A 26,416-nucleotide genomic window follows, 5' to 3' on the forward strand; every position below is an offset into this window, starting at 1 on the left:
GCCCCTGATAAGAAAACTCACTGGGAGACCTCCTGGCCGATGGCGGGCTCGGAGCCGCCGAGAAGCAGATAGAGGACGGCCATGCGGGCGCTGACGCCGTTGGCGACCTGCTCGACGATGGTGGAGCGGACGGAGTCGGCGACCTCCGCGGCGATCTCGACGCCGCGGTTCATCGGCCCGGGATGCATGACGATGGCGTGGTCGGGCAGTTCGGCCATGCGCTCGGCGTCCAGGCCGTAGCGGCGGCTGTACTCGCGCACGGTCGGGAAGTAGGCGGCGTTCATCCGCTCCTGCTGCACGCGCAGCATCATGATGACGTCGCTCTTGGGGAGCACACCGTCCAGGTCGTAGGAGACCGAGCACGGCCACGTGCCGATCGCGACCGGCAGCAGCGTCGGCGGCGCGACCACGGTGACGTCGGCGCCGAGCGTGTCGAGCAGCAGGACGTTGGATCGTGCCACGCGGCTGTGCAGGACGTCGCCCACGATCGTCACCTTGCGGCCCTCCAGGTCGCCCAGGCGCTTGCGCATCGTGAACGCGTCCAGGAGGGCCTGTGTCGGGTGCTCGTGCGTGCCGTCGCCGGCGTTGACCACGCTGCCGTGCACCCAGCCGGCCAGCCGGTGCGGGGCGCCCGAGGCGCCGTGCCGGATGACGACGCCGTCCGCGCCCATCGCCTCCAGCGTGAGGGCGGTGTCCTTCAGGCTCTCGCCCTTGGAGACGCTCGACCCCTTGACGGAGAAGTTGATGACGTCCGCGGACAGCCGCTTGGCGGCCGCCTCGAACGAGATGCGGGTGCGGGTGGAGTCCTCGAAGAAGAGGTTGACGACCGTCCGGCCGCGCAGCGTCGGCAGCTTCTTGATGGAGCGGCCCGCGATCTGCGCGAGCTCCTCGGCCGTGTCGAGGACGAGCAGCGCGTCGTCGCGGCTCAGGTCGGCGGCGGAGATCAGATGGCGGTTCATTCGGCACCCCCCGTCGGGCCGAGCAGGACCGCGTCGCGCCCGTCGTTCTCGTCCAGCAGGACCTTCACGGTCTCGCGCATCGAGGTGGGCAGGTTCTTGCCCACGTAGTCGGCGCGGATCGGCAGCTCCCGGTGCCCGCGGTCGACGAGCACGGCGAGCTGGACGGCGCGGGGCCGCCCGAGGTCGTTGACGGCGTCGAGCGCCGCGCGCACCGTCCGCCCGGAGAACAGCACGTCGTCGACCAGGACGACGACGCGGTCGTCGACCCCCTCGGAGGGCAGCTCGGTGCGCCCGAGCGCGCGGGCGGGCCGCATCCGCAGGTCGTCGCGGTACATGGTCACGTCGAGCGAACCCCACGGCACCGGGCGGCCCTCGACCTCGCGCAGCGCCCCGGCCAGCCGTTCGGCCAGCGTCACGCCGCGGGTCTGGATGCCGAGCAGCAGGACGTCGTGGCCGCCCTTCGTCCGCTCAAGGATCTCGTGCGCGATCCGGGTCAGCGCGCGCCTGATGTCGGGTCCCTCCAGAACGGCCTTGGGCCGGGGGTCACCGTCCGCCACGCGCGCCCCCGCAGGCCGTTCCGGCCTGGAGGCAGCATTCACCACCGAAACCTCCTTTCCCGCCTCACTGGACGGGCCTTAAAGGACGCCTTGTCTCCCCCACGTTAGCAGCAGGCCGAAACCGCCCCGCACCCGGACCGCTCCATGTCTTCGCAGGTGAGAGGCGTCACATTCGAGCGGCCGCCGGGCCGCGGATCGGCCGCGCGACCAGCCGTGCACGCCCTGCCCGCCGGGGTTGCGGACGATCCGGACCGTCCGGATCGAGTCCGGCTGATTCGACCGCTTTTTTCCAATCAGCTTGACCTAGGGCCTTCTCCGTTTTACCGTCACTGTCCGTAACCATCCCTGGGGACAGGCTCCTGTGGCGTAAGGGTCCCGCAGATCTGTCCCCCTCCGGCGACCGCCGGAGTCCGACGACGACGAAAGTGAGCCTGGGGGCCGCAAAATGCCGTCTGAATACGCTAAGGCTCTCGGCGCGCGACTGCGCGCCATCCGCACCCAGCAGGGCCTGTCCCTGCACGGTGTGGAAGAGAAGTCACGTGGCCGCTGGAAGGCCGTCGTCGTGGGTTCGTACGAGCGGGGCGACCGCGCCGTCACCGTTCAGAAGCTGGCCGAGCTCGCCGATTTCTATGGCGTGCCGGTTTCCGAGTTGCTGCCCGGCGGAGCCGCGCCGAGCCCGCTCGGGCCTACACCCAAGCTCGTGATCGATCTAGAGCGGTTGCAGCAGCTTCCGAAAGACAAGGCCGGTCCCCTCGCCCGTTACGCCGCGACGATTCAAAGCCAGCGGGGCGACTACAACGGAAAGGTCCTGTCCATCCGCCAGGAAGACCTGCGTTCACTCGCGGTCATCTATGACAAGTCCCCGACGGAGCTGACCGAAGAGCTCATCGGCTGGGGCGTCCTCGACCCGGAGGCGCGCCGCGCCGTCGAGTCGTTCTGATAGAACCCGCACCACCGCGACGGGGCCCGGCACCATACCGGGCCCCGTTCCGCGTCCCGGCGCGGGCGGCGGTGAGGGCGGCCGCGCCTCGCTATCCCTCCGCTCGGGACATCATGAGCGCGGAGCGCGGGTCGTCCGCGCAACGCGGGGCCGCGCGGTTTCGGCGCCCTCGCCGGGGGACGAGGAGGGCGAGGGGAATCACCAGGGCCATGACGGCGGCGCTCATGGCGAATCCCGTGGTGTAGCCGCCTTCACCGGGGACCGCCACGAGGATGACCGCGCTGATCTGGGGCCCGAGGGAGGCGCCGACCGTCCGGATGAGGGTGTTGACGCCGGTGGCGACGCCGGTCTCGCTCGCAGGGACGGCGGCGACGACGAGGTTCGCGACGGCGGCGTAGGCGAAGCCCAGGCCGATCCCCCGGGCCACGCCGCCGGCGTACAGCTGCCACATGACTTCATGCTGGACGGCCACGAAGGCGTAGCCGAGACCCGTCATCAGCGCGCCGCCCAGAAGGACGGTGCGGGACCCGATCCGCCGGTCGAGGAGGCCCGCCGTCATTCCCGCGACGGTCATGCCGATGGCGGCGGGCAGTTGCAGCATGGCCGCCTGGGTCGCCGTCCCGCCGAAACCGTAGCCGGTGTCCTCTGGCATCTGGACGAGAAGGGGGAACAGGAGCCCGCCCGCCATCAGCGCGTAGCCGGACAGCAGCGACGCGGCGTGCGCCGTCCAGACGCCGCGTGCCCGCATCTGCCGCAGGTCGATCAGGGGTTCGGAGACGCGGCCCTCCACCCACAGCCAGGCGCAGGCCGTCACGAGCGACACGGCGAGCAAGCCGAGGACGCCCTGGGACGTCCATCCCCATTCCATGCCTTGGGTGAGGGCGCTGAGGGCGGCGACCAGCCAGGCGGCGAAGAGGACGGCGCCCCACCAGTCGATCTCGGCGGCCTCCCGGGGCTCAGCGCGTGGAACGATCCACCAGGCGAGGACGAGCCCGGGCACCAGGCCGGCGACCGGCACCCAGAGCAGCCACCTCCAGCCCAGCAGGTCGATGATCGGCCCGGCCAGGCACCAGGAGACGGCGCCGCCGAGGCCCAGCATGGACGACATCAGCCCGACCGCCGAGGCCCGCCGTGCGGGCGGGATGACCTCCCGGATGATCGTGTAGGCCAGCGGGAACACGCCGCTGCCGACGCCGCCGAGGGCGCGCCCCGCCAGCATGACCTGCACGGTCGGCGCCACGGCGGCGATGACCATTCCCACGGTCGCGATCGCGAGCACGGCGAGCAGGACGCGCCGCGGCCCGTACAGGTCCCCCAGGCGCCCGATCACCGGCGTGGCGACGGCCGCCGAGAGGGTCATCGCGGTGAGCGCCCACGCGGCGCCGGCGGGCGTCGTGTCCAGGCCGTCCTGGATCTGCGGCAGCGCGGGCGTCACGACGGCCATGGAGAGCGAGTAGGCCATCACGCCGAGGAACGCCAGCAGCGGCACCAGCCCCAGCCCGCCCCGCGCCGACACCAGGACCTCCCTTAGTTCGCTAGTCTAACAATCTCATATGTCGACAAAGCGCGACCGACGTGGCCGGGTTCCACAACCGGTCAGTACCTGCACCAGCGCTCACAAGAAGGAGGCGGCACCGTGTTCGACGTCACTGAGGCGTTCCGCGGGTCCCGCGTGGACGCCGTCCCGCCCGTCACAGGAATGATCCACCGCACGGGGGATGCGGCTCGCCCGCCGGCGGGAGGCGCCGGCCGCACCCGGTGGGCATGATCGTGTCCATGACGACCGCAGCCGCCCTTGAGAACGCCTCCGCCGGACTCGGCGCGCCCGTCCGCCGCGCCCCCCGCTGGGCTCACTGGGCCGCGCACGCGATCACGCTGCTCGCGCTGCCGTCCGCTCTGTGGCGGCTCGGCCTCGCCATGGGCTTCCACCTCGGCTATACCGAAAGCGGCTTCCAGGAGGTGCGCCCGCCCGGGTTCTCGGGACCCTTCTACCTGATCATGCTCTCCGTGCTCACCGAGGGCGCCGCGCTGCTGGCGCTCGGCCTGGTCCAGCGGTGGGGCGAGGTGGTCCCCCGCCGGGTTCCGTTCATCGGCGGCGGGAACATCCCGCCTCGGGCGGTCCTGATACCCGCCTGGCTGGGCGTCGCCGTCCTCGCCTTCCTGTGGACGCCGCTACTGGCCTGGTGGGCGATGCCCCATGACGGCATGACGCCGACCGGCCACACGCTCGTCGGCGTCCTCTACCTTCCCATGGTGGCCTGGGCGCCCCTCCTCGCCGCCCTGGCGGTCTCCTACCGGCGCCGCCGCCGCCGACCCGCCGGGTCCCGGCGTCCGGTCACGATTCGCCGGCGATGCGGCGGGTGCGCAGGGCCTTCACTCGGTCCGGGGAAAGGGACAGGACGTTCCGGAGGACCTCGTCCGTGTGCTCGCCCAGGGTCGGGGCCGGGGCGGGGGGCGTGGACGTCTCACCGAGGCGCAGTGGGGAGCCCGGGGCCAGGTGGGGGCCAATGCCCGGCTGGTCCAGTGGGGCCATGAGGGGTTCGGCGTCGAGGTCGGCGGTCAGCTCTGTGAAGTCGCGGTAGCGGGACCACAGGACGGACGTGCCCTTCAGGGCGTCCTCGACCTGGTCGCAAGTGCGGGACGCGAACCAGGGCGCGAGGACGCCGGCGAGGGTTTCGCGATAGGCGTAGCGGTCCCCTGCCCGGCGGAAGTCGGCGTCGAGGGCGCGTTCGAGGGCGGCGATGACCTCGCCGAGCCCGGTCGCCTTCACCAGGTCGCGCCAGTGACGGGGGGTGAGGGTCACGACCATGACCCGGCCGTCGGCGGTGGCGAAGTCGCGGCCGAAGTCACCGAAGAGGTTGTTGCCCAGGCGGGGGCGGACCCCGCCGAGCTGGGCCTCGGCGAGGTAGCCGAGGTTCCCTGCCGTGGCCAGGGCGACATCCTGCAGCGCGACGCGCAGGCTTTGGCCTTCACCCGTGCGCAGGCGGTGCCGTTCGGCCGCGAGCAACCCGATCGTCAGGTAGAGGCCGCACGCGATGTCCCAGGCGGGAAGTGCGTGGTTGACCGGCGTCGTCTGGTCGGACGGGCCCGTGATGGACGGGAAGCCCATGGCGGCGTTCACCGTGTAGTCGACGGCGTTGCCCCCGTCCCGGCGGCCCTGAAGCTGGACGTGGATCAGGTCGGGACGTGTCTCCCGCAACGCCTCGTAGGTGAGTCCTTCGCGCGGCGGCGCGTTGGTCAGGACGAAGCCGCTCTCCGCGACGAGACCCGCGACCAGTTCGCGGCCCTCGGGGGAACGCAGATCGACGGTGACAGACCGCTTTCCCTTGTTGAGCCCGGCCCAGTACAAACTGCGACCGGACGGGGCGAGGGGCCGGCGGTCGATGTCCGGGCCGCCGCCGACCTGGTCGACGCGGATCACGTCCGCGCCGAGCTGGGCGAGGGTCATCCCGCCCAGCGGCACGGCGACGAAGCTGGACAGCTCGATCACGCGCATCCCGGCGAGCGGAAGCGGTGTGGCCATCCCTGCTCCCTGTAGGGGGACGGCCGGGGGGACGCCCCCGGCCCCCCGGACCGCTTCGCTCATTTTGCGAATTCGATGAGGGACCGGACGCCGTGCCCGGCGCGCATCCGGTCGAACGCGGCCGCGACGCCGTCCAGCCCGATGCGGTGAGTGACCAGGGTGGACAGATCGAGCCGTCCCGCCTCGATCTCCTCGACCAGCAGCGGGACGTCCCGGTCGGGGTCGGACGACCCGTAGACGGAACTGGTCAGCCGCCGGTTGAAGTGGAACAGCTCCAAGGCGTTGAAGGTGGTGGCGTCGCCGCGGGCCCCGACGCCGACGACCGTGCACTGCCCGCCGCGGCGCACCGACTGCCAGGCCGTCCGGATCAGATCCGCCTTGCCCACGCATTCGAAGGCGTGGTCGGCCCCGCGTCCTTCCGTCAGGGCGCGGACCTGCTTGGCCAGCTTGGGGCCGCCCTCCAGGTAGTGCGTCGCGCCCGCCGCCTTGGCGAGCTCCTCCTTCTCGGTGCCCCGGTCCACGGCGATGATGGTTCCGGCGCCGGCGAGGCGTGCGCCCATGACGGTCGACAGCCCGATACCGCCGAGACCGATGACGAGCACCGACTGCCCTTCACGGACCTGCGCGGTATTGCGGACGGCGCCGATTCCCGTCAGCACGGCGCATCCCAGCAGCGCGCCCAGGTCGAGTGGGGCGGACGCGGGCAGCGGCACCACGGAGCGTTCCGGCGCGACCAGCTCTTCGGCGAACCCGCCGACGCCCATGCACGCGTAGACCTCGGCGCCGTCCAGCCTGGCACCGGACGCCGGGCTCACGGCGCCTTCCACGGCGCTGCACAGCCACGGCTCGCCCTCGCCGCAGAACCAGCACTCGCCGCAGGCGGCGGCCCAGTTCAGCACGACGTGGTCACCGGGCCGCACCTTCGTCACGTCCGCGCCCACCTCGGCGACCGTCCCCGCGGCCTCGTGGCCGAGGACGAGCGGGAACTTCGGCGCGAGCGTGCCGTTGACCATCGACAGGTCGGAGTGGCACACCCCGGCCGCCGCCACCCGGACCCGCACGTCCCCGGGGCCGACAGGGGGCAGTTCGATGTCGCGGACCTGCAACGGACCATCCGGCTCGGTGGCGACGACGGCCTTGACCATGGGTTCTCCTCGGATGGGGGCTCAGAGCTGGATGGACTTGGTCTCGGTGAACTCGTCGAGGCCGAAGCGGCCCATCTCACGGCCGAGGCCGGACTGCTTGTACCCGCCGAACGGGGCCATCGGGTTGAAGGCACCGCCGTTGACATCGATGGAGCCCGTCTTCACCTGGCGGGCGAACGCGACAGCGCGGTCCTGGTCGGCCGCCCACACACCCCCTGCGAGACCGTAACGGGAGTTGTTCGCGATCTGGAGCGCCTCGTCCTCGTCCCGGAACGGGATGACGGACAGCACCGGGCCGAAGATCTCCTCCTGCGCGACGGTCGCGTCCTGGTCGACATCGGCCAGGACGGTGGCCGAGATGTAGTGGCCGCGGTCGAACCCGTCCGGCGTGGCGGTCCCGCCGGCCACGACACGCGCGCCCTCGGAGACGCCGGTGTCGATGAAGCCGCGCACCCGGTCGAGCTGAGCCTTGGACACCATCGGGCCCAGCTTCGTGGACGGGTCGAGCGGATCCCCCGGCGCGAAGCCCTCCGCGAAGCCCTTGGCCAGATCGAGGGCCTGGTCGTAGAGGTCCTGATGGACGAGCATCCGCGTCCAGGCCGTGCACGTCTGGCCGCCGTTGAGGAACGCGTTGGAGACGCCGACCTTCACGGCGGTCTTGACGTCGGCGTCGTCCAGGATGACGTTCGCGGACTTGCCGCCCAGCTCCAGCGCGACCTTCTTGATCGTCCCGGCGGCCAGCTCGGCGACCCGGGAGCCCGCCCGCACCGACCCCGTGAACGACACCATGTCGACCTCGGGGTGGGTGGCGAGGGCCTCGCCGACGACCGGGCCGTAACCGGGGACGAGGTTGACGACGCCCGCGGGCAGCCCGGCCTCGTGCACGGCGTCCAGCAGCTCGTAGGCGACCAGCGGGGCGACCTCGCTCGGCTTGATCACGATCGTGCAGCCGGCCGCGAGCGCGGGGGCGAGCTTGCAGGTGATCTGGTGCAGCGGGTAGTTCCACGGCGTGATCGCGGCGACGACGCCGGCCGGTTCACGGACGACCAGGGAGTTGCCGACGCGCTCGTCCGGCATTCCCCCGGCGATCAGCTCGGCGTACCCGGCCACCACCGTCTGCGGCAGCCTGGCCTGGATGCGGGTCGCGATGCGCATCGGCGTGCCGACCTCGCTCGCGATCGTCCGCGCGATGGCCTCCTCGCGGCTCGCGAGCGCGTCGTGGAGGCGGCCGAGGAACTCCGAGCGCTCCTTGAAGGACGTCGCCGACCACGCGGGCAGCGCGGCGCGGGCGGCGCGGACGGCGCGGTCGACGTCCTCGGCGGTTCCCTCCGGCACGGTGGCGAGGGTCTCCTCGGTGGCGGGGTTCTCGACGGCGATGACCCCGCCGCCCAGCGGGCTGGTCCACGCTCCGTCGATGTAGAGGGCGTCTCGGTCGCGCACAGCGGCTCCTCGCGGTGGATGTCGGCGGATTCTATAGAATATTGCACCGGTCTCCGGGTGGTGTCGCGCGCCCCCGCCCGACACCGCGGGACGCGCGGTCACCCGACGATATGCTCACGTCGTTCCGGCGAGGAGAGCGGGGGAGATCATGCCCGTCGGCCAGGCGTCGAGCGCCGGGCGCCATCCCGTGCTGGACGGCAGGCATCAGCTCAGCGAGATGGTCGCCTCCCACGTCCGCGAGGCCATCATGATCGGCGAGCTGCGCACCCCGGACTACATCCGGACCGAGCACCTGGCCGCCGAGCTGGGCATCAGCGCGACCCCCGTGCGCGAGGCGCTGATGATCCTGCACAGCGAGGGCGCCGTCCGCTGGGAGCCGCGCCGCGGCTTCCGGGTGCTGCCCATCACCGCGCAGGACGTCACCGACCTGTTCGACGTGCAGGCGTACATCGCCGGTGAGCTCGCCGCCCGCGCCGCCCGCGCCCTGGACGACGCCGAGATCGGGCGCCTCCAGCGGATCCAGTCCCGCCTGGAGGCCGCGGCCCGCGAACGCGACGCCGAGCAGGTCGACCGCCTCAACCACGAGATCCACCGGACGATCAACCGCTCGTCGGCCTCCCACCGGATGACGACCCTGCTCAACCTGACCGTCCACTACGTCCCGCTGGGCTTCTTCGGCACCATCGAGGGCTGGGCGGAGGCGTCGGCGCACGACCACTCCGCCATCTTCGACGCCCTCCGCGCCCGCGACGCCGACGCCGCCCGCGACGCCATGGCGTGCCACATCAGGCACATCGGCCGTCTCCTGATCGACCACTTGAAGTCCCACGACGTCCTCAGCACCCCCACCCACGGAGACCGCCCCACCCACCGCCCTTGACCGAAGATCACCGAAAGAGCCGAACACCCCAGACCATCATCCGAGCAGCACGCCGACCCCGAGCCCGCGAAGCGGCACGGCGCAGCACGGCGGCACGATCGCGACGCCGCACTGCGGCACTGCGACGCGATCGCGCGACGCGACGCGACGGGGCGACGCGAGGCCGCGCGATGGTGCGAGGCCGCGCGATGGCGCGCGATGGCGCGCGGCCGCGTGATGGCGCGCGGTGGCACATGGCGGGTGGTTCGCAGGGGTGGGATCGCGCCGGCGGGGCCGGCTCGGGGGGTTGCGGCCGCCGCCGGCGCGATCGCCCGAGGGCCGTCGGAGGCCGGGGCCGCCGCCCTGTGGTGAGGTTGGCGGGACGGTCGCCCCGGCCTCCGGCGGGAGGCCGGTCCCGGGGAGGTGGGACGGCCTCCGGAGGGGCTAGCTGGCTTCGGGGACGGGCAGCGTCGGCTGGCCGACGATGCCGAGGGTGTCCTCGACGAGGGTGACGAAGACCTCCGCGTCGTGCATGAGTTCCTCGGCCTCGCGCGGGGTGACGGCGCGCGGCAGGCCCGCCTCGGCGGCGGCGCGCTTGTCGGCGCCGGCGGCGAAGAAGGCGGCCCACTCGCGCAGTGCGGGTTCGGCCTCGGGCAGCAGCACCCAGACGCTGCGGGGACGGCCGCGGCGGTGGGTCTCCAGGGGTTCCTTGGACGCCAGCACCGCGGCGGCGGCGCGCAGCGCGGCCAGGTGGGCGCAGACGTAGCGGACGGCGGGCGAGGTGGCCTCGGCGGCCTCTGCGAGGCCCATGCGGGCGGCATGCAGCTGGCCGACCGCCGTGTGCGCCGGGCGCGGCGCGGGCAGCGGGCGGTGGCGCGGGCTCGGTGGCGGGACGGACTGGGCGGCGGAGTGGACTCCGCGTGCGGTCATCGTTCCGGACATTTCTGCCTCCTTCCGGGGCTCGGGCCGACCGGGCGGAGAGCTTCCCCTCACTCCGCCCGGCCGTCCGTCCCGCCGAAACACCGCGATCGGCGGGGACGTCGCCCTGGCGCGGGCCGCGAGTCCCGCACCACGTCGAACATAAGTTCGACGCATTGACCAGTAAACCGCCCTGACGGCGATTCGTCAACGTGTTCGAACGAGTGTCGTATCCCGCAGGTCAGCGGGCATGACGGCAGTAGAACAGCGGGGTACGACAGTTCCGCGGCGGGACCCTAGCGAGGCCGCCTGACGTGCACGGGGACGTTCGTTCCGAGCAGGTCCGGGAAGTACTCGGCGATGTGCATCGGCATCCGGACGCAGCCGTGCGAGGCCGGGTTCCTGGGCACGCTCAGGGCGCCGTGGAAGGCGATGCCGCCGTTGAAGTAGACCGGGTTGTAGAGCCGCCCCAGGGGCGAGGTCTCCCAGCCGGAGAAGCGGCGCCCGGTCCGGAAGTCGCCCGTGCTGGTCGTGGCGTAGCGGCACCCGCGGTCCTTGGTGCAGAAGAGCTCGCCCGAGCCCGACGAGATGTGCGTGATGAGGCGCGGCGCGCCGTCCTTGTAGACGACGAGGTACTGGCGTTTCAGGTCCACGTCGACGCGGTCCTTCTCGCGCTTCTTGGCCATCGGGCGCGGTTCCTCGGGGTCGTCCAGGGCCTTCCAGAACGACTTGCCGAGCGTGCCCTTCTGCTTCATGCGGTTGACCGCCTGGAACGCCCAGACGGCCATCTGGGTGGACGGCCCGTACTTCCCGTCGATCTTGCCCGGGTCGTAGTGCAGTTCCTTGAGGCGGCGCTGAAGCTCCTCGACATCGGGGCCCTTCGCGCCCGGCTTCAGCTTGCGGTGCGTGGGTGTGGGCGTCGGTGTGGGCGTCGCCGGTTTCGCGGCCGGCGAGCTCGCCGGCGGCGGGGGCGCCGCCGCCTCGTCCGTCCCGCTGCAGCCCGCCAGGAGGACGGCCGCGGTCAGCAGGACCGCGCACTTCCGCATGCCGATCGGTCTCCCTCGCATGCGCTGAGCTTAAAGTGCTTTCCATGCATCCGAATGCCGAACGCGTCGCGAAGGCCCTGCTCGACCAGGGCGCGACCGGAGTGATCGTCGAGCTGCCCGACTCGGCGCCGACGGCGCGGGCCGCCGCGGAACAGCTGGGCTGCGAGGTGGGGGCCATCGCCAACAGCCTGCTGTTCGACGCCGACGGGGCGCCGCTGCTGGTGATGACGAGCGGCGCGCACCGCGTCGACACGGCGAAGATCGCGTCCCTGGTGGGGGCGGCGAAGGTGCGGCGCGCGTCGCCGGAGTTCGTCCGGGAGGCGACGGGGCAGCCGATCGGGGGCGTCGCGCCGCTGGGCCACCCCGCGCCGATCCGGACGCTCGTGGACGTCTGGCTGGACGAGTACGACCAGGTCTGGGCGGCCGGAGGGCATCCGCACACCGTCTTCCCCACGTCGTACGAGGAACTGCTGAAGATCACCGGGGGCACCCCGGCGGAAGTGGAGTGACGCGAGAATGAGCGACATGGAGCTCTGGCACAACCCGCGCTGTTCGAAGAGCCGCGCCGCGAAGGCGGCGCTGGACGAGGCGGGCGTGGAGTACACAGAGCGCCGTTACCTGGACGAGCCGCCCACGGCGGACGAGCTGGACGCGGTGCTCACCCGGATCGGCGCCGAGCCGTGGGACGTGGCGCGCCTGAACGAGCCGGTCGCCAAGGAACTCGGGCTGAAGGACCTCGAACGCGACCGGGCCCGGTGGATCGAGATCATGGTGGCGAACCCGGTGCTGCTTCAGCGGCCGATCGTCCTGACCGGTGAGGCCGCCGTCGTGGCCCGTGACGACGAATCGGTGCGCAAGGCTCTCGACAGTCAGTGACACGGGTGTGATTCTGGGGAGTCGAGGCACGTCGAGCGGAGACCTCCCGGAGGGGCGATGACGGCGGGGATGCGCACGGGCCCGGCGGCGCGGGACCCGGAGTTCCGGGGGATCGACCCGCCCGCGCTCAACCAGGTCGTCAAGCAGCTCCAGGACGCGCAGAACGCGATCCAGAGCTGGCTGAACGCGCATCGCCCCCCGCCGGGGGTGCCGGCGGCCGGGTACCGGCAGGCCGACCAGGTGGCGCGGTGGGCCGCCGAACAGGTCGGGATGCTGACACGGCGGTACAACTACGCGGTCACCCATCCGGCCCCCGGCGGCGGGGTGGAAGCGCCGCCGGCGCCCGCGCCCGCTCCGGCACCGGGGAGGCCGGGCGGCGCACCGGTTGGAACGCCCCGACCCGTCACCCCGCCGCCCCGGACGACGGCGCCCCGGAAGACGGCGCCCCCGGAAACGACGCCCCCGAGGACGTCACCGCCCAAGGTGCCGCCGCCGGGGGCATCGCCGGGGCGGCTCACGCCGAGCGGCGCGGGGGACATCGGCAATTTCCCGAACCGGCAGGCCGCGGCCAAGGCCGCCAAGGGCGACGCGCTCGCCGCGGCGGCGTCGATCCAGGACGGCAGGCCCGTCCCCGACTCGGTGTGGAAACACCTGAAGGCCAACGCCGACGACCCTGACTACACCGGCGAGATGTACGAGCGGCTCGGCCCGGCGGGAGCGTCCGGCCTGCTCGAGGCGGCGGACGGGGACGAGGCGAAGCTGACGGTCGTCCGCGAGTCGCTCGGCGTTTCCAGCCACCACCTGACGATGGACGTGAGGTGGCTGCGCGCCTTCCTGGCCGAGGCCGACCGCGCCGGATTGCGTCCCGTCGCCGTCCAGGTGCTCACGGGCGCCGACATGAGCCGGCGCACGCGGGAGGCGATCGGGAAGCTCGACCTGCGCACGCCCGGGGAGAGGGAGTGATGGCCGCTCCACCGCCTCCAGGGAGCCTCCCGCCGCCGCTCACCGGCGCGGCGGCCGCCCGGCTGTCGCCGAACGAGCGGCCCAATCCGGAGTACCGGCGGCTCCATCAGGCGTACGCGGACGCCTACGGCAGCGTCGACCGGCTCCGCCAGGCCCTCGACGCGCCGGTCAAGACGCTGCGCGGGACGGACGCGTGGCTGGGTCCGGAGGCGCGCCAGTGGGGCGGGCGCCTCGACGCCAACCGGGCGGCGCTGAAGAAGGCCGCCGACCGTATCCTCTGGGACATCTACGATCGACTCTCCGCGACACAGCGGACCATCCCCCGGGTCTAGTCTCAGTCGCGTGAGGGACCCGAAGCTGCGCGAGATCGACGAACGCGCCTTCCTGCGCAGGCTCAGCCCCATGCTGGACGTGTACGCGGCCGCGATGGAACCGCCGAACGAGCAGCTCCCCGGCCGTCACACCATCATGGAGCGGCACGCGTCGCATCCCGGGTTCCGGGCGTTCGTGGCGGAGCGGCGTGGTGCGCTGCCCGTGCTGGCGGGCCCCGTCCAGGGGTTCGCGTACGGGTTCCACGGGACGCGCGGCCAGTGGTGGCATGACGTCGTCTTCCAGGCGCTCAGCGACCGGGAGGGCCCCGGGCACGCCCGGGCGTGGATGGACGACGCGTTCGAGGTGGCGGAGCTTCACGTCCACCCGGACTCCCAGGGCAGGGGCCTTGGACGGGGACTGCTCAACGCGCTGTGCGAGGGAAGGCCGGAGCGGACCGTCGTGCTGTCGACGCTCGACAGGCGGCCGGACACGCCGGCCCGCTCCCTCTACCGCTCGGTCGGCATGGTCGATCTGCTGACCGACTTCGAGTTCCCCGGCGGCGGGCCCCGCTACGCGGTCATGGGCGGGGCGCTGCCCTTGACGCCGTACGCGCCGGCGTCCAGCAGCCCGTAGACCTCGCGCGTCGCCGTGGACTTGTTGAACGTGATGAAGTGGATGCCGGGGGCGTCCTGGTCGAGCAGTTCGCGGCACAGCTCGGCGGCGTGTTCGATGCCGAGGCGCCGCACCGCCTCCGGGTCGTCCGCGACGGCCTCGAAGCGGGCCCTGACCTCGGGCGGGAACGGCGCGCCCGACAGCTGCTCGGACCGCTCGATCGTGCTCATCTGGGTGACCGGCATGATGCCGGGCAGGATCGGCACGTCGCAGCCGGCGGCGTCGACGCGGTCGCGCAGCCGGAAGTAGTCCTCGGCGCGGAAGAACATCTGCGTGATCGCGTAGTCGGCGCCGGAGCGGCACTTCTCGATGAAGTACCGGGTGTCGCTCTCGATGTCGGATGAGCGCGGGTGCTTGTAGGGGAACGCGGCCACGCCGACGCAGAAGTCGCCGTAGGAGCGGATCATCCGGACGAGGTCGGCGGCGTACTCGACGCCGTCGGGGTGCTTGACCCACTCCCCCGTCGGGTCGCCGGGCGGGTCGCCGCGCACGGCGAGGATGTTGCGGACGCCGACGGCGGCGAACCGGCCGATGAGGTTCCGCAGCTCGGCCTGGGAGTGGTTGACGGCCGTGAAGTGGGCGACGGGGGTGAGCGTGGTGTCGGTCGCGATCCGCTCGACGATGTCGACGGTCTTGTCGCGGGTGCCGCCTCCGGCGCCGTAGGTCACGGACACGAAGGTCGGGTGCAGGGACTCCAGTTCCCTGATGGTGCGCCAGAGGTTCCTGGCGCCCTTGTCGGTCTTGGGGGGGAAGAACTCGAACGAGAAGGACCTGCCGCCCGACGCCAGGAGCTCCCGGACGGTGGGGGGACGGTTCGGCCGCAGACGTCGCATCCCCCAAGCCTACAGAAGCCCGGCGCACCCGCCGATCGGAGTGATGCTGGGCACACCGCACCGGCGTTATGTACCCATTTCTGAAGATCTAGTGACTTCTCACGTTTCTGGCGGCGGGTTGAATCCCCCCAGGTGGATACGATCTCGGCATGTCGACCAGCCGCATCCGCAAGGAGGTCGACGAGGCGCTCCTGGCCTTCGTCGACCGGCAGCGCCCGGCCCTGCTGACCATCAGCGACGACCTCACGCCCATGCTGTCCGCACTGGACGCCCTGCTGGGCGGCGGCAAGCGGCTGCGTCCCGCGTTCTGCTACTGGGGGTGGCGCGCCGCGGGAGGCGACGACGTCCCCGGCATCGTGGCCGCCGCGGCGTCCCTGGAGCTGCTGCAGGCGAGCGCGCTGATCCACGACGACGTCATGGACTCCAGCGACACCCGCCGCGGCCAGCCGTCCGTCCACCGGAGGTTCGAGGCGCTGCACCGCGCGCAGTCCTGGCCGGGCGACGCGGAGGCGTTCGGCGGGGGCGCCGCGATCCTGCTCGGCGACCTGTGCCTGGCCTGGTCGGGAGAGATGTTCGAGACGTGCGGGCTGGACGGCGACCGCAGGCGGCGCGGCCGGGACGTCTACGACCTGATGCGCACCGAGGTCATGTGCGGCCAGTACCTCGACATGCTGGAGGGCACGCGCGGCGAGGCGACCGTCGCCACGGCGCTGCGGGTGGTGGAGTACAAGAGCGCCAAGTACACGATCGAGCGTCCCCTGCACCTCGGCGCTGCGCTCGCCGGGGCCCGGCCGGACGTGACCGCCGCCCTCGCGGGCTACGGCCTGCCGCTCGGCATCGCGTTCCAGCTCCGCGACGACGTCCTCGGCGTGTTCGGGGACCCCGCCGAGACCGGCAAGCCCGCCGGCGACGATCTGCGGGAGGGCAAGCGGACCGTGCTGGTCGCCCTGACCCTGGAGCGCGCGTCCGCGGCGCAGGCGGCGGCGGTGCTGCGCCGCCTCGGCGACCCGGACCTGGACCGCGCCGGCGTGGAGGAGCTGCGCGCGATCATCGAGGAGACCGGCGGCCTCACCGCCTGCGAGGAGATGATCGAGCGCTACCTGGCCGAGGCGGAGGCGGCGCTGCGCCTGGCGCCGATCGACGGGGAGTCCCAGGGGGCCCTCTCGGAACTCGCGGTGGCGGCCACCGCACGCAGCACCTGAGCCCTCAAGTGACACAATCCGGTCAAATTTCCCCGGTGGACTAGAACTTTCCCACCGATTGGTGGCAGAAATGTCGCCATGTGCGCCGACACCCCGGGCAACCGCGTCCCGCGCTTCGACCCGCTCCCCGAACGGGAGTGGGACGACGTGCTCAGGGCCGTGGCCGCCAGCACCGGGCCGCTGAACATCTTCACCACGCTGGCCAGGCATCCGGCGCTGTTCCACTCCTGGATCGGGTTCGGCTCGATGCTGCTGAGGAAGGGGACGCTGGGCGCCCGCGACCGCGAGCTGGCGATCCTGCGGACGGCGCACCACCGGTCCTGCGCCTACGAATGGGACCACCACCAGGGGCTCGCGCTGGCCGCCGGGCTCACCGGGGACGAGATCGCCGCGCTCCGGCTGGACCCGGACGAGCACGGCTGGAGCGACGACGACCGCATGGTCCTCACGGCCGCGGACGAACTCCACGCGCGCGGGACGGTGAGCGATGCGACGTGGACCGAGCTGTCCACGCGGTTCGGTGAGCTCGAACTGATCGAGCTGGTGGTCCTGATCGGCCACTACCACATGGTCGCCTTCGCCCTGAACGCCCTGCGCGTGCAGAACGAGGAGCCCGTGCAGAACAAAGAGCCCGTGCGCAACGAGGGGCGCGCGCAGGACGAGGAGGAGCGCTGATGCGGGTGGGGAGATGGCTGCCGGCCGCGGCCGCGCTGGCGTCCGTGCTGGCGCTGGCGGCGGTGGCGGCCCCCGGCGACGCGCGCGCGGACACCGGACGGTGCGGCGACCCGGCGCAGCGGCCGTGGTGCGACACGTCGCTGACGCCGGACCGGCGGACGGACCTGCTGCTGCCGCGGATGACCGCCGACGAGAAGATCGCGCTGCTCGCGTCGGACGACCCGTTCGGCGGCCCGCTCGGCGGGTTCTTCGAGACCGCGCACGCCGACACCAACGACGGGATCGAGCGGCTCGGCATCCCCCCGGTCTACATGGCCGACGGGCCGGCGGGCGTCCGGCAGGGCAAGGCCACGGCGCTGCCCGCACCGATCGCGATGGCGGCGGGCTTCGACCCGGAGACCGCGGAGCTGTACGGCCGGACGGTGGCGTGGGAGGCCAGGCACCGCGGCAACGACGTCGTCTTCGGGCCGACCGTGGACGTCCTGCGCGCCCCCCGCAACGGCCGGACGTTCGAGGGCTTCGGCGAGGACCCGCACCTGTCGGCGACCCTCGGGGTGCCCTGGATCAAGGGCGCGCAGGCCCAGGGCGTCATGACGTCGGTCAAGCACCTGGCCGTCTACTCGCAGGAGACCGACCGGCTGTCGCTGAGCATGAACGTGGATCCGCGCACCCTCCGGGAGATCTACCTCCCGCCGTTCGAGGCCGCCGTGAGGCAGGGCGGCGCCGCGACCGCCATGTGCGGGTTCGGCAAGCTGAACGGCCGGTGGGCCTGCCAGGACGACGCCGTCCTCAACAAGATCCTGCGGTCGGAATGGGGCTTCAAGGGGTTCGTGGCGTCCGACCACACCGCGGCCCAGGACACTGTCGGGGCCGCCAACGGCGGACTCGACATGGAACTGCCGATCGGCATGAAGTACAACGCGTTCCTGCTGAAGATGGCCGTCGCGCAGGGGAAGGTCACGCAGTCGACGATCGACGGGCACGTCCGCAACATCCTGCGGACGATGTTCCAGTTCGGGGTGTTCGACCGGCAGGCGTACCCGAACGACCTCACCCGCATCGACCGGACGGCGAGCGAGACGGCGGCCAGGAAGATCGAGGAAGCCGGGATCACGCTGCTGAAGAACGACGGCGTCCTGCCGCTGGAGGCACCGGAGTCGATCGCGCTGATCGGCCGGGCCGCGCAGGAGAGCCCGAGCGGTTTCGGCTCGGCGAAGGTCGTCCCGTTCACCACGGTCAGCGCGCAGGACGGCATCGCACGCCGCGCGGGGGCCGGAACTCAGATCACGTTCAACAACGGTGACGACCGTGGCGCGGCGGCGGACGCGGCGCGTGCGGCGGACGTGGCGATCGTGTTCGCCACCGACAGCCAGGGCGAGTTCTTCGACAAGTCGTGCCTGACGCTGGAGTGCGGCGAGCCGCTCAGGGGCGACCAGGACGGGCTGATCTCCGAGGTCGCCGGGGCCAACCCGAACACCATCGTCGTGCTCAACACCGGCGGCCCGGTGCTGACACCGTGGGCCGGGCAGGTGAAGGGCATCGTCGAAGCCTGGTATCCCGGTCAGGAGGCCGGGAACGCTCTGGCCCGCGTCCTGTACGGGGACGTGGATCCGGGTGGACGGCTTCCGGTGACGTTCCCCGTCAACGAGAACGACGCGCCGACGTCCGGGAACCCCGCGCAGTACCCCGGTGTCGACAAGACCGTCACGTTCTCCGAGGGCGTCATGGTCGGCTACCGGCACTACGACGCGAAGGGCATCGCGCCGCGGTTCCCGTTCGGGCACGGGCTGTCCTACACGACGTTCCGCTACAGCGGCCTGACCGCGAGCACCGAGTCCGTTCAGGTGACGGTGACGAACACCGGTCAGCGCACCGGCGTCGCCGTCCCGCAGCTGTACATCGGCATGCCGTCGCCCGGCGTGGACGTCCCGCAGCCGCCCAAGCAGCTCAAGGGCTACACGAAGGTCACGCTCGCACCCGGCGAGAGCACGAAGGTGACGTTCCCGCTGTCCTCGCGTTCGTTCGCCTACTGGAACGTGGGCGCGAAGGCGTGGAAGGTCGCGGACGGCTGCTACAGGGTCATGGTCGGCTCCTCGTCACGGGAGATCGCCCAGACGGGGTCGCTCGGGGCGTGCCGCTAAGGGAAAGATCGTGGTTCCTCTGCCGTACACCCCGGTTACGCGGTACAAATGAGGAAATCTTCGTCCGTCCCCGCCGAGTCGGAGTCCCCCCTTTGTCGCACGACACCTCCCGCGGGAGGACGAACCCCCATCCCGCGCGTCCCGCCGCCCGCCCCGCGCGGGCGGGCCAGGCGCACGCCGGTCACTCCGGCCGCCCGGCCAAGACGCGCCCCGCCCGCGCCGTGGACGGGGCACGGCGCGGCGGCGCGTCCAGGCCGCCGCACGGGCCGGACAGGCCGCCCGAGACGCCGCTGGGACCCGACGACCCCCGCGGTCTCGGCGGCTACACGCTGCTCGGGCGGCTCGGCGAGGGCGGCCAGGGCGTGGTCTACCTCGGGCGGGACGGCGACGGCGAGCTCGTCACCGTCAAGCTGCTGCGGGGCGGGACGGCGGCCGGGGATCGGGCGCGCAGCCGCTTCGTCAAGGAGGCGGACGCGGCCCTGCAGGTGTCCGGGCGGCACACCGCGCGCGTCCTCGACGCGGACATGACCGGCGACCGCCCCTACATCGTCAGCGAGTTCGTCGAGGGGCCGCCGCTCCAGCACGTCGTCGAGGACCGCGGCCCGCTGCCCGCGCCGCGGCTGCGCAAGATCGCGCTCCGGACGGCGGCGGCGCTGGCCGCGATCCACCGCGCCGGGATCGTGCACCGCGACTTCAAGCCCGGCAACGTGCTGCTCGGCCCGGACGGCGCCAAGGTCATCGACTTCGGCATCGCCCGCACCGCCGACGCCGTGCTCGACACGCCGCTGACGACGGGGCCGGTCGGCACGCCCGCGTACATGGCGCCCGAGCAGATCGAGGACGAGCCGGTCGGGCCGCCCGCCGACGTGTTCGCCTGGGGCGCCACGATGGTGTTCGCCGCGACGGGGCGCCCGCCGTTCGGCACCGGGCCGAGCGCGGCCGTGATGCGGCGCGTCACGTCCCGCAGGCCCGACCTCGGCGACATGGAGGGCCCTCTTCGCGACCTCGCGGCCCGCTGCCTGGACAAGAACCCCGCCGCCCGGCCGACCGCGCCGCAGATCGTCCGCGCGCTACGCGAAGGGCAGGGACCGATGACGAAACCGCGGCCGACCAGGATCCCGCGCTACCGGTGGCGGATGATGGTCGCGCTCGCGGCCGTGGTCGTCGCCGGGTTCGTGCTGGGCATGCTCTTCTAGCGGGCGCCCCGCCGGCCGAGCGGATCACCAGTGCGGCGGGCGGTCCTCCAGCAGGCGCGAGTCGTCATCGTCGCCGCCGCGCCACTCGCCCCAGCCGATGTCGGTGTCGTCGGAGGTCTGGTCGGGCAGGATCTCCAGCTCGTCACCGAGATCCACCGGCCGGTCGTCGTCGGGTCCCACGCTCATGGTCCCCATTGTCCGCGATCGGACCCCCGGCCCGCACCGTGATCCGGGTCAAACCCCGACAAGGAGGGGTCAGCCGGCGAGCCGGCGGGCGAACTCCGCCGCGGCGGCGCCCGGATCGCCGGCCTCGGTGATCGCCCGCACCACCACGACCCGGCCCGCGCCCGCCGCCGTCACCGCGCCGAGGTTGCCGAGGTCGATCCCGCCGATCGCGAACCAGGGCCGCGCGACGCGCTGCGCCGCGACGTATTCGAGCAGCTTGGGGCCTGGGGCGGGGCGTCCCGGCTTGGTCGGGGTCGGCCACACCGGACCCGCGCAGAAGTAGTCGACGCCCGGCTCGGCGGCGGCCGCGGACGCCTGCTCGCCCGTGTGCGTGGACCGGCCGATCAGCATGTCTCCACCGACGATCTCGCGTGCGGCGGGCACCGGCAGGTCGTCCTGGCCGAGATGCAGCACGTCGGCGCGGACGGCGTGGGCGACGTCGGCGCGGTCGTTGACCGCGAGCAGCGCCCCGTGCCGGTCGCAGGCCGCCCGGAAGACCTCCAGGTACGCCATCTCCTGCCGGGCCTCCAGGCCCTTCTGGCGGAGCTGGACGAGGTCGACGCCGCCCGCGAGCACGGCGTCGAGGAAGGCGGGCAGGTCCCCCTGGCGCTCTCTCGCGTCCGTGCAGAGGTAGAGGCGGGCCCGGCTGAGCCGGGCGCGCAGCGCGACGGCGCGTTCGGACGGGAGATGCCTGGACACGGCCGGAGGTCGTCCTTTCCCAAGAGAGATCGCGGGGTCGCGCGGCGGTCACGTCCCGTCGCGCACGACCCCGCGATCGTGTCACGTGCGTTGTCCTCCGCCGGCTTTCGGGGCCGGTCCCGGCCGGTGGACGGGCCGGAGGGCGCGGGGGCGCCCTAGAAAGCCAGCGCCTGGGCGCGCCGGCGGACCTCGGTCCCCCGGTTCTCGGTGAGCGCGTCCACGGGCGTCCCCGGCAGCGTGTCGTCGGCGGTGAACAGCCAGCGGATCGTCTCCACGTCGTCGTAGCCCGCGTCCGACAGGAGCGTCAGCGTGCCCGGCAGCCCCTTGATGACCTGACCGTCCTTGATGAAGGCGGCGGGCACCATGGGGTTTCCTTCCCGGCGCACCGCCAGGAGCCTGTGCTCGCTGATGAGCTGCTTGATCCGGTTGGGCTTGATCCCGAGTCGTTCGGCGGCCTCCCGGAGGGAGAGCCACTCGCCCGCGAGGGCGTCGGTCCGGGGGTCGAGTGCGCTGTCAACGGTTGCGTGCATCTGCGTCACGCCCCCTTGCTACCACTCCTTCGGAACCCTCAAACCACCTGCACAGCCGTAACGTCCCGGCGGCGATCGCCATCAGCGAACGGCCTGCCGGACGGGCACGTCGAGGTCGGCGATCGCGTCGGGGTCCACGGGCGTCCCGGCGGCGATGACGCGCCGCGCCTGCACCAGGTCGCGGGGCCGGTCGACGGTGAGGACCGCGTCGAGGCGGTCGCCGGTCAGCCACGCCACCGCCCACTTGCGGCCGGACGGGTCGCCGCGGCGCACGATCCGCTCGGACGCGCCGTGACTGCCCGCGTACTGCACCATGCGGCCGAACTGCTCGGACCAGAAGTACGGGGCGGCGTCGTACACGGCGTCCTCGCCGAGGAGGGTCGCGGCGGCCACCTCGGGGGCGTTGAGGGCGGTGTCCCAGTGCTCGACGAGGAGCCGCCGCCCGTACCGTCCCGACCACCAGGCCGCGCAGTCGCCGACCGCCACGACGTCCGGGCGCGGGGAGCCGGGCTCCTCCTCGCCCTGGTAGGTGCGGAACGAGCCGTCGGTCACGACGCCGCGCTCAAGCAGCAGCCCCGATCCCTCCAGCCAGGACAGGCCGGGCCTGACGCCGATGCCCACGACGACGACGTCCGCCTCGATCCGGGTGCCGCCGGCCAGGAGGAGACCGCCGTCCTGCACGGCCGCGACCTTGACGCCGGTGCGCAGTTCGACGCCCGCCTCGGCGTACCAGGGGGCGGTGAGCGCGCCCACCTCGGGGCCGATCGCGCCCGCGAGCGGGGTGTCGGCGGCCTCGACGACGGTCACGGCGCAGCCCTTCCGGGCGGCGGTGGTCGCGACCTCGGCGCCGATCCAGCCCGCCCCGACGATGACGATCCGCGCGCCCCGGGTGAGCCGGGACCGCAGTTCGCGGGCCTCGTCGACGGTGCGCAGGACGTGCTGGCGCCCGCCGCCCGGAAGCGTGATCGGGACGGCCCCGGTCGCGATGACCAGCCCGTCGAACGGGAGATCGCCCGCGGTGGACGCGACGACGCCGCCGCGCCCCGGGACGTCCAGCCGCAGGCCGGTGGCGCGCACGCCGAGCAGCAGGTCGCAGCGCAGCGCGTCCCAGTCGGCGTCGACCGTCGTGTCGTCGGAGTCGCCCGCGAGGACGGCCTTGGACAGCGGCGGCCGGTCGTAGGGCCGGTGCCGCTCGGCCGAGACGAGGGTCAGCGCGCCCTCGTACCCCTTGTTCCTCAGGACCTCCGCGGCGCGCACGCCGGCCAGCCCTCCGCCCACGACAATGACCCTCTCCATGAGGTCACCCTAACGGGGGCCGGTCGAGGATTGGACGAGTGTCCAGACACCTGCGCACTTTACCGAGGTCGTAGAGTGGAACCGGATAAAACAGCACAGAGCGCGGGAGTCCGGTGCGACCGGGCTGAGAGGGCGGCTGAACGGGCCGCCGACCGCCACGACCTGATCCGGATCATGCCGGCGAAGGGAGCGCGCATGGAGATCGTGATCATAGGCGCCGGGGTCATCGGCCTGGCCACCGCCTGGCGGGCCGCCGCGGCCGGCGCCCGCGTCACCCTGGTCGATCCCGAGCCCGCGAGCGGTGCGTCGTCGGTCGCGGCGGGCATGCTGACGCCGGTCGGCGAGGTGACCTACGGCGAGGAGCCGCTGCTGCGGCTCGGCCTCGCCTCCCGCGACCGCTACGGCGCGTTCGCCGCCGAACTGGAGGAGCTGACCGGCCTGGAGACCGGCTACCGCACCGACGGGATCCTCCAGGTCGCGTTCGACTCCGACGACCTGAAGTACCTGGACGACCTGCGCCGCTTCCAGGAGAGCCTCGGCATCCCCGCCGAGGCGCTGACGGGGCGGGAGTGCCGGAGGCTGGAGCCGATGCTCGCCCCCGGCGTCCGCGGCGGCCTGCACGCCCCCGAGGACGGCTCGATCGACCCGCGCAGGCTGACCGCGGCGCTCCTGGCCGCGGTCGGGAGGACGGGCGTCCGGCTCGTCCGGCGTCGGGCCACCGGCATCGCCGTGGAGAACGACGCGGCGGCCGGGGCACGGCTGGACGACGGGACGGTGATCCCCGCCGACCGGGTTCTGCTGGCCGCCGGCCCGTGGTCGGGCGAACTTGAGGGCCTGCCTCCCGGGACCGTTCCACCCGTCCGCCCGGTGAAGGGCCAGGTGATCCGGCTCCGCGCCCGGACGCCGTTCCTGGGCCGCGCCACGCGGGGGCTGGTGAAGGGCTCGTCGGTCTACCTGGTGCCGCGCGCGGACGGCGAGATCGTCCTCGGCGCCACGCAGGAGGAACTCGGCTTCGACACGCGCGTCACCGCCGGCGGGCTCTGGGAGCTGCTGCGCGACGCCCGGGAGCTGCTGCCCGGAATCACCGAACTCGAGTTCGCCGAGGTCTCCGCCGGGCTGCGTCCCGGCTCTCCCGACAACGCGCCCGTGATGGGCCCGTCCGCCCTTCCCGGCCTCTTCGTCGGCACCGGGCATTTCCGCAACGGCATCCTGCTCACCCCGGTGAGCGCCGACATCCTGGCGGCGATGCTGCTGGACGGGCCCGTCCCCGACGTGGCCGGGCCGTTCTCTCCCGACCGATTCTCCGCCGAGGTGCATCGATGAAGGTCTCCGTCAACGGTGAGCCGCGCGAGCTGCCCGAGGGCGCCAGCGTGGCCGAGGTCGTCGCGTCCGTCACCGCCGCCGGGACCGGCGTGGCCGCCGCGCTGAACGGCGAGGTCGTCCGGCGTTCCGCGTGGGAGTCGACGGCACTGCGCGACGACGACCGGCTGGAAGTGCTGACCGCCGTACAGGGAGGTTGAGGTGGATCCGAACGTGGACGACGACACGCTGGTCATCGCGGGCGAGGAGCTCGGCTCCCGGCTGATCATGGGGACGGGGGGCGCGCCCAGCATGCGGGTGCTGCGGGAGGCGCTCACCGCGTCCGGGACGGTGCTGACCACGGTCGCGATGCGGCGGGTGGACCCGTCGGCGCGCGGCTCGGTGCTGGACGTCCTGACCGAGTGCGGGATCCGGGTGCTGCCGAACACGGCCGGGTGCTTCACCGCGGGCGAGGCGGTCCTCACCGCGAAGCTCGCCCGGGAGGCCCTGGGCACCAACTGGGTCAAGCTGGAGGTCATCGCCGACGAGCACACGCTGCTGCCCGATCCGATCGAGCTGGTCGACGCCGCCGAGCAGCTCGTCGACGACGGTTTCGCCGTGCTGCCGTACACCAACGACGACCCGGTCCTCGCGCGGCGCCTGGAGCAGGCCGGGTGCGCCGCCGTGATGCCGCTCGGCTCCCCGATCGGCTCGGGGCTCGGCATCCGCAACCCGCACAACATCGAGATGATCGTCGAGCGGGCGGGCGTCCCGGTCATCCTGGACGCGGGGCTCGGCACCGCGTCCGACGCCGCCCTCGCCATGGAGCTGGGCTGCGACGCGGTGCTGCTCGCGACCGCCGTCACCCGCGCGCAGCATCCCGGGCGGATGGCCGCCGCGATGCGGCACGCGGTCGAGGGCGGGCGCCTCGCCCGGCTGGCCGGGCGGATTCCCCAGCGACGCTACGCACAGGCGTCGTCGCCGTTCGAGGGCCTGGCAACGTCGTAGCATCACTAAAGACTCGGTTATAGAAATATTCGCTGGACCTGAAATGTCCGCACGGTGAGACTGGGCCGGTACACCGGGCCGTGCGCCGCAACCCGGCACGTCCCTTCGGTGTTCGTGGAAACGTCCCATACCTAAGGTGCGTCACATGCAGCAGGACAGCACGCGGGCGGGCGCGGGCATCGACAGGCTCGCGGTGGCCGCCGCCACGGTCACGGTGGTGCTCTGGGCCTCCGCCTTCGTCTCCATCCGCAGCGCCGGCGCCGAGTACAGCCCCGGCGCCCTCGCCCTCGGCCGCCTCCTCGCCGGGACGGTCGTGCTGGGCGCGCTGTGGGCCATCCGCCGCGAGGGACTCCCGCCCAGGGGCGCCTGGCCCGGCATCGTCGCCGCGGGCGTCCTGTGGTTCGGCGCCTACATGGTCGCGCTGAACTGGGGCGAGCAGCTCGTGGACGCGGGCACCGCCGCCCTGGTCGTCAACATCGGGCCGATCCTCATCGCGCTCCTCGGCGGCTGGCTGCTGAAGGAGGGGCTGCCGCCCCGGCTGATGGCCGGCCTGGCCGTGTCGTTCGCCGGCGCCGCCGTCGTCGGGCTGTCGATGTCCGGCGAGGGCGGCTCGTCCGTCCTCGGCGTCCTGCTCTGCGTGGTCGCCGCCGTCACCTACGCGGCGGGCGTCGTCAGCCAGAAGCCCGCCCTCCGGCACGCCTCGGCGCTGCAGTTCACCACGTTCGCCTGCGCCATCGGCGCGCTGGTGTGCCTGCCGTTCTCCTGGCAGCTCGTCTCCGAGGCCGCCGGCGCCCCCGCCGGCGCGACCCTCAACATGATCTACCTCGGCGTCTTCCCGACCGCCCTCGCGTTCACCACCTGGGGATACGCGCTGGCCCGCACGTCCGCCGGGAAGATGGGCGCCACCACCTACGCCGTCCCGGCCATCGTCGTGCTGATGTCATGGCTGCTCCTCGGCGAGATCCCCGGCCTGATCACCCTCGGCGGCGGCCTGCTGTGCCTCGCCGGAGTGGCCGTCTCGCGCAGCCGCCGCGTCCCGCCGGAACCGGCCGCCCCGGAGGAGACACGCTCCGTGCTCATCGAGGCTCATACTCGGGACTGA

The 26,416-nt window shown here is 72.8% G+C and carries 28 protein-coding genes and 1 riboswitch; of the genes, 15 read left to right on the forward strand and 13 right to left on the reverse strand.

Annotated elements, in window-relative coordinates; all coding sequences use genetic code 11:
- Positions 1-17: 17 nt before the first annotated feature.
- Both ACTWPP_RS17895 and pyrR read right to left on the reverse strand, forming a co-directional pair.
- On the reverse strand, positions 18-959 hold the full coding sequence (locus tag ACTWPP_RS17895; protein ID WP_443105395.1) for an aspartate carbamoyltransferase catalytic subunit: 942 nt from the start codon (positions 957-959) through the stop codon (positions 18-20).
- Positions 956-1,516: a bifunctional pyr operon transcriptional regulator/uracil phosphoribosyltransferase PyrR gene (pyrR, locus tag ACTWPP_RS17900; RefSeq protein ID WP_443105582.1), complete on the reverse strand. Its 561-nt coding sequence runs from the start codon at positions 1,514-1,516 to the stop codon at positions 956-958. The genes ACTWPP_RS17895 and pyrR overlap by 4 nt, the downstream gene beginning before the upstream one ends.
- A 445-nt stretch (positions 1,517-1,961) precedes the next feature.
- Here pyrR and bldD point away from each other — a divergent pair, with 445 nt between their 5' ends.
- Positions 1,962-2,456 (forward strand): transcriptional regulator BldD, encoded by a 495-nt coding sequence (gene bldD, locus ACTWPP_RS17905; protein WP_021597992.1) that lies wholly within the window; start codon positions 1,962-1,964, stop codon positions 2,454-2,456.
- 91 nt (positions 2,457-2,547) lie between these two features.
- Here bldD and ACTWPP_RS17910 read toward each other — a convergent pair whose 3' ends face one another.
- From ACTWPP_RS17910 to ACTWPP_RS17925, 4 genes are all read right to left on the reverse strand, one after another.
- The gene (locus tag ACTWPP_RS17910) at positions 2,548-3,972 is read right to left on the reverse strand and encodes an MFS transporter (protein ID WP_443105396.1); all 1,425 of its coding nucleotides are present in this window, start codon (positions 3,970-3,972) and stop codon (positions 2,548-2,550) included.
- Between the two features lie 819 nt (positions 3,973-4,791).
- Positions 4,792-5,979, reverse strand: coding sequence for a CoA transferase (locus ACTWPP_RS17915; RefSeq protein ID WP_443105397.1), 1,188 nt, complete (start codon positions 5,977-5,979; stop codon positions 4,792-4,794).
- A gap of 59 nt (positions 5,980-6,038) precedes the next feature.
- Complete coding sequence (locus tag ACTWPP_RS17920) at positions 6,039-7,124, reverse strand: Zn-dependent alcohol dehydrogenase (protein WP_443105398.1); 1,086 nt, start codon at positions 7,122-7,124, stop codon at positions 6,039-6,041.
- 21 nt (positions 7,125-7,145) lie between these two features.
- On the reverse strand, positions 7,146-8,564 hold the full coding sequence (locus tag ACTWPP_RS17925; RefSeq protein WP_443105399.1) for an aldehyde dehydrogenase family protein: 1,419 nt from the start codon (positions 8,562-8,564) through the stop codon (positions 7,146-7,148).
- A 148-nt stretch (positions 8,565-8,712) separates the two neighbouring features.
- Between ACTWPP_RS17925 and ACTWPP_RS17930 the strand changes: the two genes are divergently transcribed.
- Positions 8,713-9,444, forward strand: coding sequence for a GntR family transcriptional regulator (locus ACTWPP_RS17930; protein ID WP_443105400.1), 732 nt, complete (start codon positions 8,713-8,715; stop codon positions 9,442-9,444).
- A gap of 423 nt (positions 9,445-9,867) precedes the next feature.
- Here ACTWPP_RS17930 and ACTWPP_RS17935 read toward each other — a convergent pair whose 3' ends face one another.
- Both ACTWPP_RS17935 and ACTWPP_RS17940 read right to left on the reverse strand, forming a co-directional pair.
- Complete coding sequence (locus ACTWPP_RS17935) at positions 9,868-10,365, reverse strand: SAV_6107 family HEPN domain-containing protein (RefSeq protein ID WP_443105401.1); 498 nt, start codon at positions 10,363-10,365, stop codon at positions 9,868-9,870.
- Positions 10,366-10,637: 272 nt separating this feature from the next.
- Complete coding sequence (locus ACTWPP_RS17940; protein ID WP_443105402.1) at positions 10,638-11,408, reverse strand: L,D-transpeptidase family protein; 771 nt, start codon at positions 11,406-11,408, stop codon at positions 10,638-10,640.
- A gap of 23 nt (positions 11,409-11,431) precedes the next feature.
- Here ACTWPP_RS17940 and ACTWPP_RS17945 point away from each other — a divergent pair, with 23 nt between their 5' ends.
- The 5 genes from ACTWPP_RS17945 to ACTWPP_RS17965 are packed head-to-tail and all read left to right on the forward strand — an operon-like array spanning position 11,432 to position 14,171.
- Entirely contained in the window at positions 11,432-11,896 is a 465-nt protein-coding gene (locus tag ACTWPP_RS17945) for a YbaK/EbsC family protein (RefSeq protein ID WP_443105403.1), read from the forward strand.
- A 7-nt stretch (positions 11,897-11,903) separates the two neighbouring features.
- Positions 11,904-12,263: an arsenate reductase family protein gene (locus tag ACTWPP_RS17950; RefSeq protein ID WP_443105404.1), complete on the forward strand. Its 360-nt coding sequence runs from the start codon at positions 11,904-11,906 to the stop codon at positions 12,261-12,263.
- Between the two features lie 57 nt (positions 12,264-12,320).
- A complete protein-coding gene (locus tag ACTWPP_RS17955) occupies positions 12,321-13,226 on the forward strand; it encodes a hypothetical protein (protein WP_443105405.1) in 906 nt (301 codons plus the stop codon).
- Positions 13,226-13,558 (forward strand): hypothetical protein, encoded by a 333-nt coding sequence (locus tag ACTWPP_RS17960; RefSeq protein ID WP_443105406.1) that lies wholly within the window; start codon positions 13,226-13,228, stop codon positions 13,556-13,558. Before ACTWPP_RS17955 ends, ACTWPP_RS17960 begins: the two co-directional genes overlap by 1 nt.
- Before the next feature lie 10 nt (positions 13,559-13,568).
- The gene (locus tag ACTWPP_RS17965) at positions 13,569-14,171 is read left to right on the forward strand and encodes a GNAT family N-acetyltransferase (RefSeq protein ID WP_443105407.1); all 603 of its coding nucleotides are present in this window, start codon (positions 13,569-13,571) and stop codon (positions 14,169-14,171) included.
- Here ACTWPP_RS17965 and metF read toward each other — a convergent pair.
- Positions 14,108-15,043, reverse strand: coding sequence for a methylenetetrahydrofolate reductase [NAD(P)H] (metF, locus tag ACTWPP_RS17970; protein WP_443105408.1), 936 nt, complete (start codon positions 15,041-15,043; stop codon positions 14,108-14,110). The two genes, ACTWPP_RS17965 and metF, sit on opposite strands and share 64 nt — an antisense overlap.
- A gap of 149 nt (positions 15,044-15,192) precedes the next feature.
- On the opposite strand from metF, the gene ACTWPP_RS17975 reads away from it, so the two are divergent.
- The 4 genes from ACTWPP_RS17975 (at position 15,193) to ACTWPP_RS17990 (ending at position 20,257) form a co-directional block, all read left to right on the forward strand.
- Entirely contained in the window at positions 15,193-16,245 is a 1,053-nt protein-coding gene (locus ACTWPP_RS17975) for a polyprenyl synthetase family protein (RefSeq protein WP_443105409.1), read from the forward strand.
- Between the two features lie 78 nt (positions 16,246-16,323).
- On the forward strand, positions 16,324-16,920 hold the full coding sequence (locus tag ACTWPP_RS17980) for a carboxymuconolactone decarboxylase family protein (protein WP_443105410.1): 597 nt from the start codon (positions 16,324-16,326) through the stop codon (positions 16,918-16,920).
- On the forward strand, positions 16,920-19,061 hold the full coding sequence (locus ACTWPP_RS17985; protein WP_443105411.1) for a beta-glucosidase family protein: 2,142 nt from the start codon (positions 16,920-16,922) through the stop codon (positions 19,059-19,061). The genes ACTWPP_RS17980 and ACTWPP_RS17985 overlap by 1 nt, the downstream gene beginning before the upstream one ends.
- A 92-nt stretch (positions 19,062-19,153) precedes the next feature.
- Positions 19,154-20,257 (forward strand): serine/threonine-protein kinase, encoded by a 1,104-nt coding sequence (locus ACTWPP_RS17990; RefSeq protein WP_443105412.1) that lies wholly within the window; start codon positions 19,154-19,156, stop codon positions 20,255-20,257.
- Between the two features lie 24 nt (positions 20,258-20,281).
- Here ACTWPP_RS17990 and ACTWPP_RS17995 read toward each other — a convergent pair whose 3' ends face one another.
- The 4 genes from ACTWPP_RS17995 to ACTWPP_RS18010 all read right to left on the reverse strand — a co-directional run bounded on the left by ACTWPP_RS17995 (position 20,282) and on the right by ACTWPP_RS18010 (position 23,007).
- On the reverse strand, positions 20,282-20,443 hold the full coding sequence (locus ACTWPP_RS17995; protein WP_443105413.1) for a hypothetical protein: 162 nt from the start codon (positions 20,441-20,443) through the stop codon (positions 20,282-20,284).
- A 69-nt stretch (positions 20,444-20,512) separates the two neighbouring features.
- Positions 20,513-21,181, reverse strand: a complete 669-nt coding sequence (gene thiE / locus ACTWPP_RS18000; protein ID WP_443105414.1) for a thiamine phosphate synthase — start codon at positions 21,179-21,181, stop codon at positions 20,513-20,515.
- A 155-nt stretch (positions 21,182-21,336) separates the two neighbouring features.
- Positions 21,337-21,711, reverse strand: a complete 375-nt coding sequence (locus ACTWPP_RS18005) for an Rv2175c family DNA-binding protein (protein WP_443105415.1) — start codon at positions 21,709-21,711, stop codon at positions 21,337-21,339.
- A gap of 81 nt (positions 21,712-21,792) precedes the next feature.
- Entirely contained in the window at positions 21,793-23,007 is a 1,215-nt protein-coding gene (locus tag ACTWPP_RS18010) for an NAD(P)/FAD-dependent oxidoreductase (RefSeq protein WP_443105416.1), read from the reverse strand.
- Between the two features lie 92 nt (positions 23,008-23,099).
- Positions 23,100-23,213, forward strand: a riboswitch (TPP riboswitch).
- Here ACTWPP_RS18010 and thiO point away from each other — a divergent pair.
- The 4 genes from thiO (at position 23,203) to ACTWPP_RS18030 (ending at position 26,416) form a co-directional block, all read left to right on the forward strand.
- A complete protein-coding gene (gene thiO / locus ACTWPP_RS18015; protein WP_443105417.1) occupies positions 23,203-24,330 on the forward strand; it encodes a glycine oxidase ThiO in 1,128 nt (375 codons plus the stop codon). Its footprint overlaps the riboswitch before it by 11 nt.
- Positions 24,327-24,527 (forward strand): sulfur carrier protein ThiS, encoded by a 201-nt coding sequence (thiS, locus tag ACTWPP_RS18020; protein ID WP_443105418.1) that lies wholly within the window; start codon positions 24,327-24,329, stop codon positions 24,525-24,527. Before thiO ends, thiS begins: the two co-directional genes overlap by 4 nt.
- A 1-nt stretch (position 24,528) precedes the next feature.
- Positions 24,529-25,314 (forward strand): thiazole synthase, encoded by a 786-nt coding sequence (locus ACTWPP_RS18025; RefSeq protein ID WP_443105419.1) that lies wholly within the window; start codon positions 24,529-24,531, stop codon positions 25,312-25,314.
- A 145-nt stretch (positions 25,315-25,459) separates the two neighbouring features.
- Entirely contained in the window at positions 25,460-26,416 is a 957-nt protein-coding gene (locus ACTWPP_RS18030; RefSeq protein ID WP_443105420.1) for a DMT family transporter, read from the forward strand.

Origin of the sequence: Actinomadura sp. 3N407, assembly GCF_052245875.1 — a bacterium.
Classification (GTDB): Bacteria; Actinomycetota; Actinomycetes; order Streptosporangiales; family Streptosporangiaceae; genus Spirillospora.

Coding starts and splice junctions, on each gene's coding strand:
- ACTWPP_RS17895 (WP_443105395.1), bottom strand. CDS start 959: ATGAACCGCCATCTGATCTCCGCCGCCGACCTGAGCCGCGACGACGCG.
- bldD (WP_021597992.1), top strand. CDS start 1,962: ATGCCGTCTGAATACGCTAAGGCTCTCGGCGCGCGACTGCGCGCCATC.
- ACTWPP_RS17915 (WP_443105397.1), bottom strand. CDS start 5,979: ATGGCCACACCGCTTCCGCTCGCCGGGATGCGCGTGATCGAGCTGTCC.
- ACTWPP_RS17920 (WP_443105398.1), bottom strand. CDS start 7,124: ATGGTCAAGGCCGTCGTCGCCACCGAGCCGGATGGTCCGTTGCAGGTC.
- ACTWPP_RS17930 (WP_443105400.1), top strand. CDS start 8,713: ATGCCCGTCGGCCAGGCGTCGAGCGCCGGGCGCCATCCCGTGCTGGAC.
- ACTWPP_RS17935 (WP_443105401.1), bottom strand. CDS start 10,365: ATGTCCGGAACGATGACCGCACGCGGAGTCCACTCCGCCGCCCAGTCC.
- ACTWPP_RS17940 (WP_443105402.1), bottom strand. CDS start 11,408: ATGCGAGGGAGACCGATCGGCATGCGGAAGTGCGCGGTCCTGCTGACC.
- ACTWPP_RS17945 (WP_443105403.1), top strand. CDS start 11,432: ATGCATCCGAATGCCGAACGCGTCGCGAAGGCCCTGCTCGACCAGGGC.
- ACTWPP_RS17950 (WP_443105404.1), top strand. CDS start 11,904: ATGAGCGACATGGAGCTCTGGCACAACCCGCGCTGTTCGAAGAGCCGC.
- ACTWPP_RS17955 (WP_443105405.1), top strand. CDS start 12,321: ATGACGGCGGGGATGCGCACGGGCCCGGCGGCGCGGGACCCGGAGTTC.
- ACTWPP_RS17960 (WP_443105406.1), top strand. CDS start 13,226: ATGGCCGCTCCACCGCCTCCAGGGAGCCTCCCGCCGCCGCTCACCGGC.
- metF (WP_443105408.1), bottom strand. CDS start 15,043: ATGCGACGTCTGCGGCCGAACCGTCCCCCCACCGTCCGGGAGCTCCTG.
- ACTWPP_RS17975 (WP_443105409.1), top strand. CDS start 15,193: ATGTCGACCAGCCGCATCCGCAAGGAGGTCGACGAGGCGCTCCTGGCC.
- ACTWPP_RS17980 (WP_443105410.1), top strand. CDS start 16,324: ATGTGCGCCGACACCCCGGGCAACCGCGTCCCGCGCTTCGACCCGCTC.
- ACTWPP_RS17985 (WP_443105411.1), top strand. CDS start 16,920: ATGCGGGTGGGGAGATGGCTGCCGGCCGCGGCCGCGCTGGCGTCCGTG.
- ACTWPP_RS17995 (WP_443105413.1), bottom strand. CDS start 20,443: ATGAGCGTGGGACCCGACGACGACCGGCCGGTGGATCTCGGTGACGAG.
- ACTWPP_RS18005 (WP_443105415.1), bottom strand. CDS start 21,711: ATGCACGCAACCGTTGACAGCGCACTCGACCCCCGGACCGACGCCCTC.
- ACTWPP_RS18010 (WP_443105416.1), bottom strand. CDS start 23,007: ATGGAGAGGGTCATTGTCGTGGGCGGAGGGCTGGCCGGCGTGCGCGCC.
- thiO (WP_443105417.1), top strand. CDS start 23,203: ATGGAGATCGTGATCATAGGCGCCGGGGTCATCGGCCTGGCCACCGCC.
- thiS (WP_443105418.1), top strand. CDS start 24,327: ATGAAGGTCTCCGTCAACGGTGAGCCGCGCGAGCTGCCCGAGGGCGCC.
- ACTWPP_RS18030 (WP_443105420.1), top strand. CDS start 25,460: ATGCAGCAGGACAGCACGCGGGCGGGCGCGGGCATCGACAGGCTCGCG.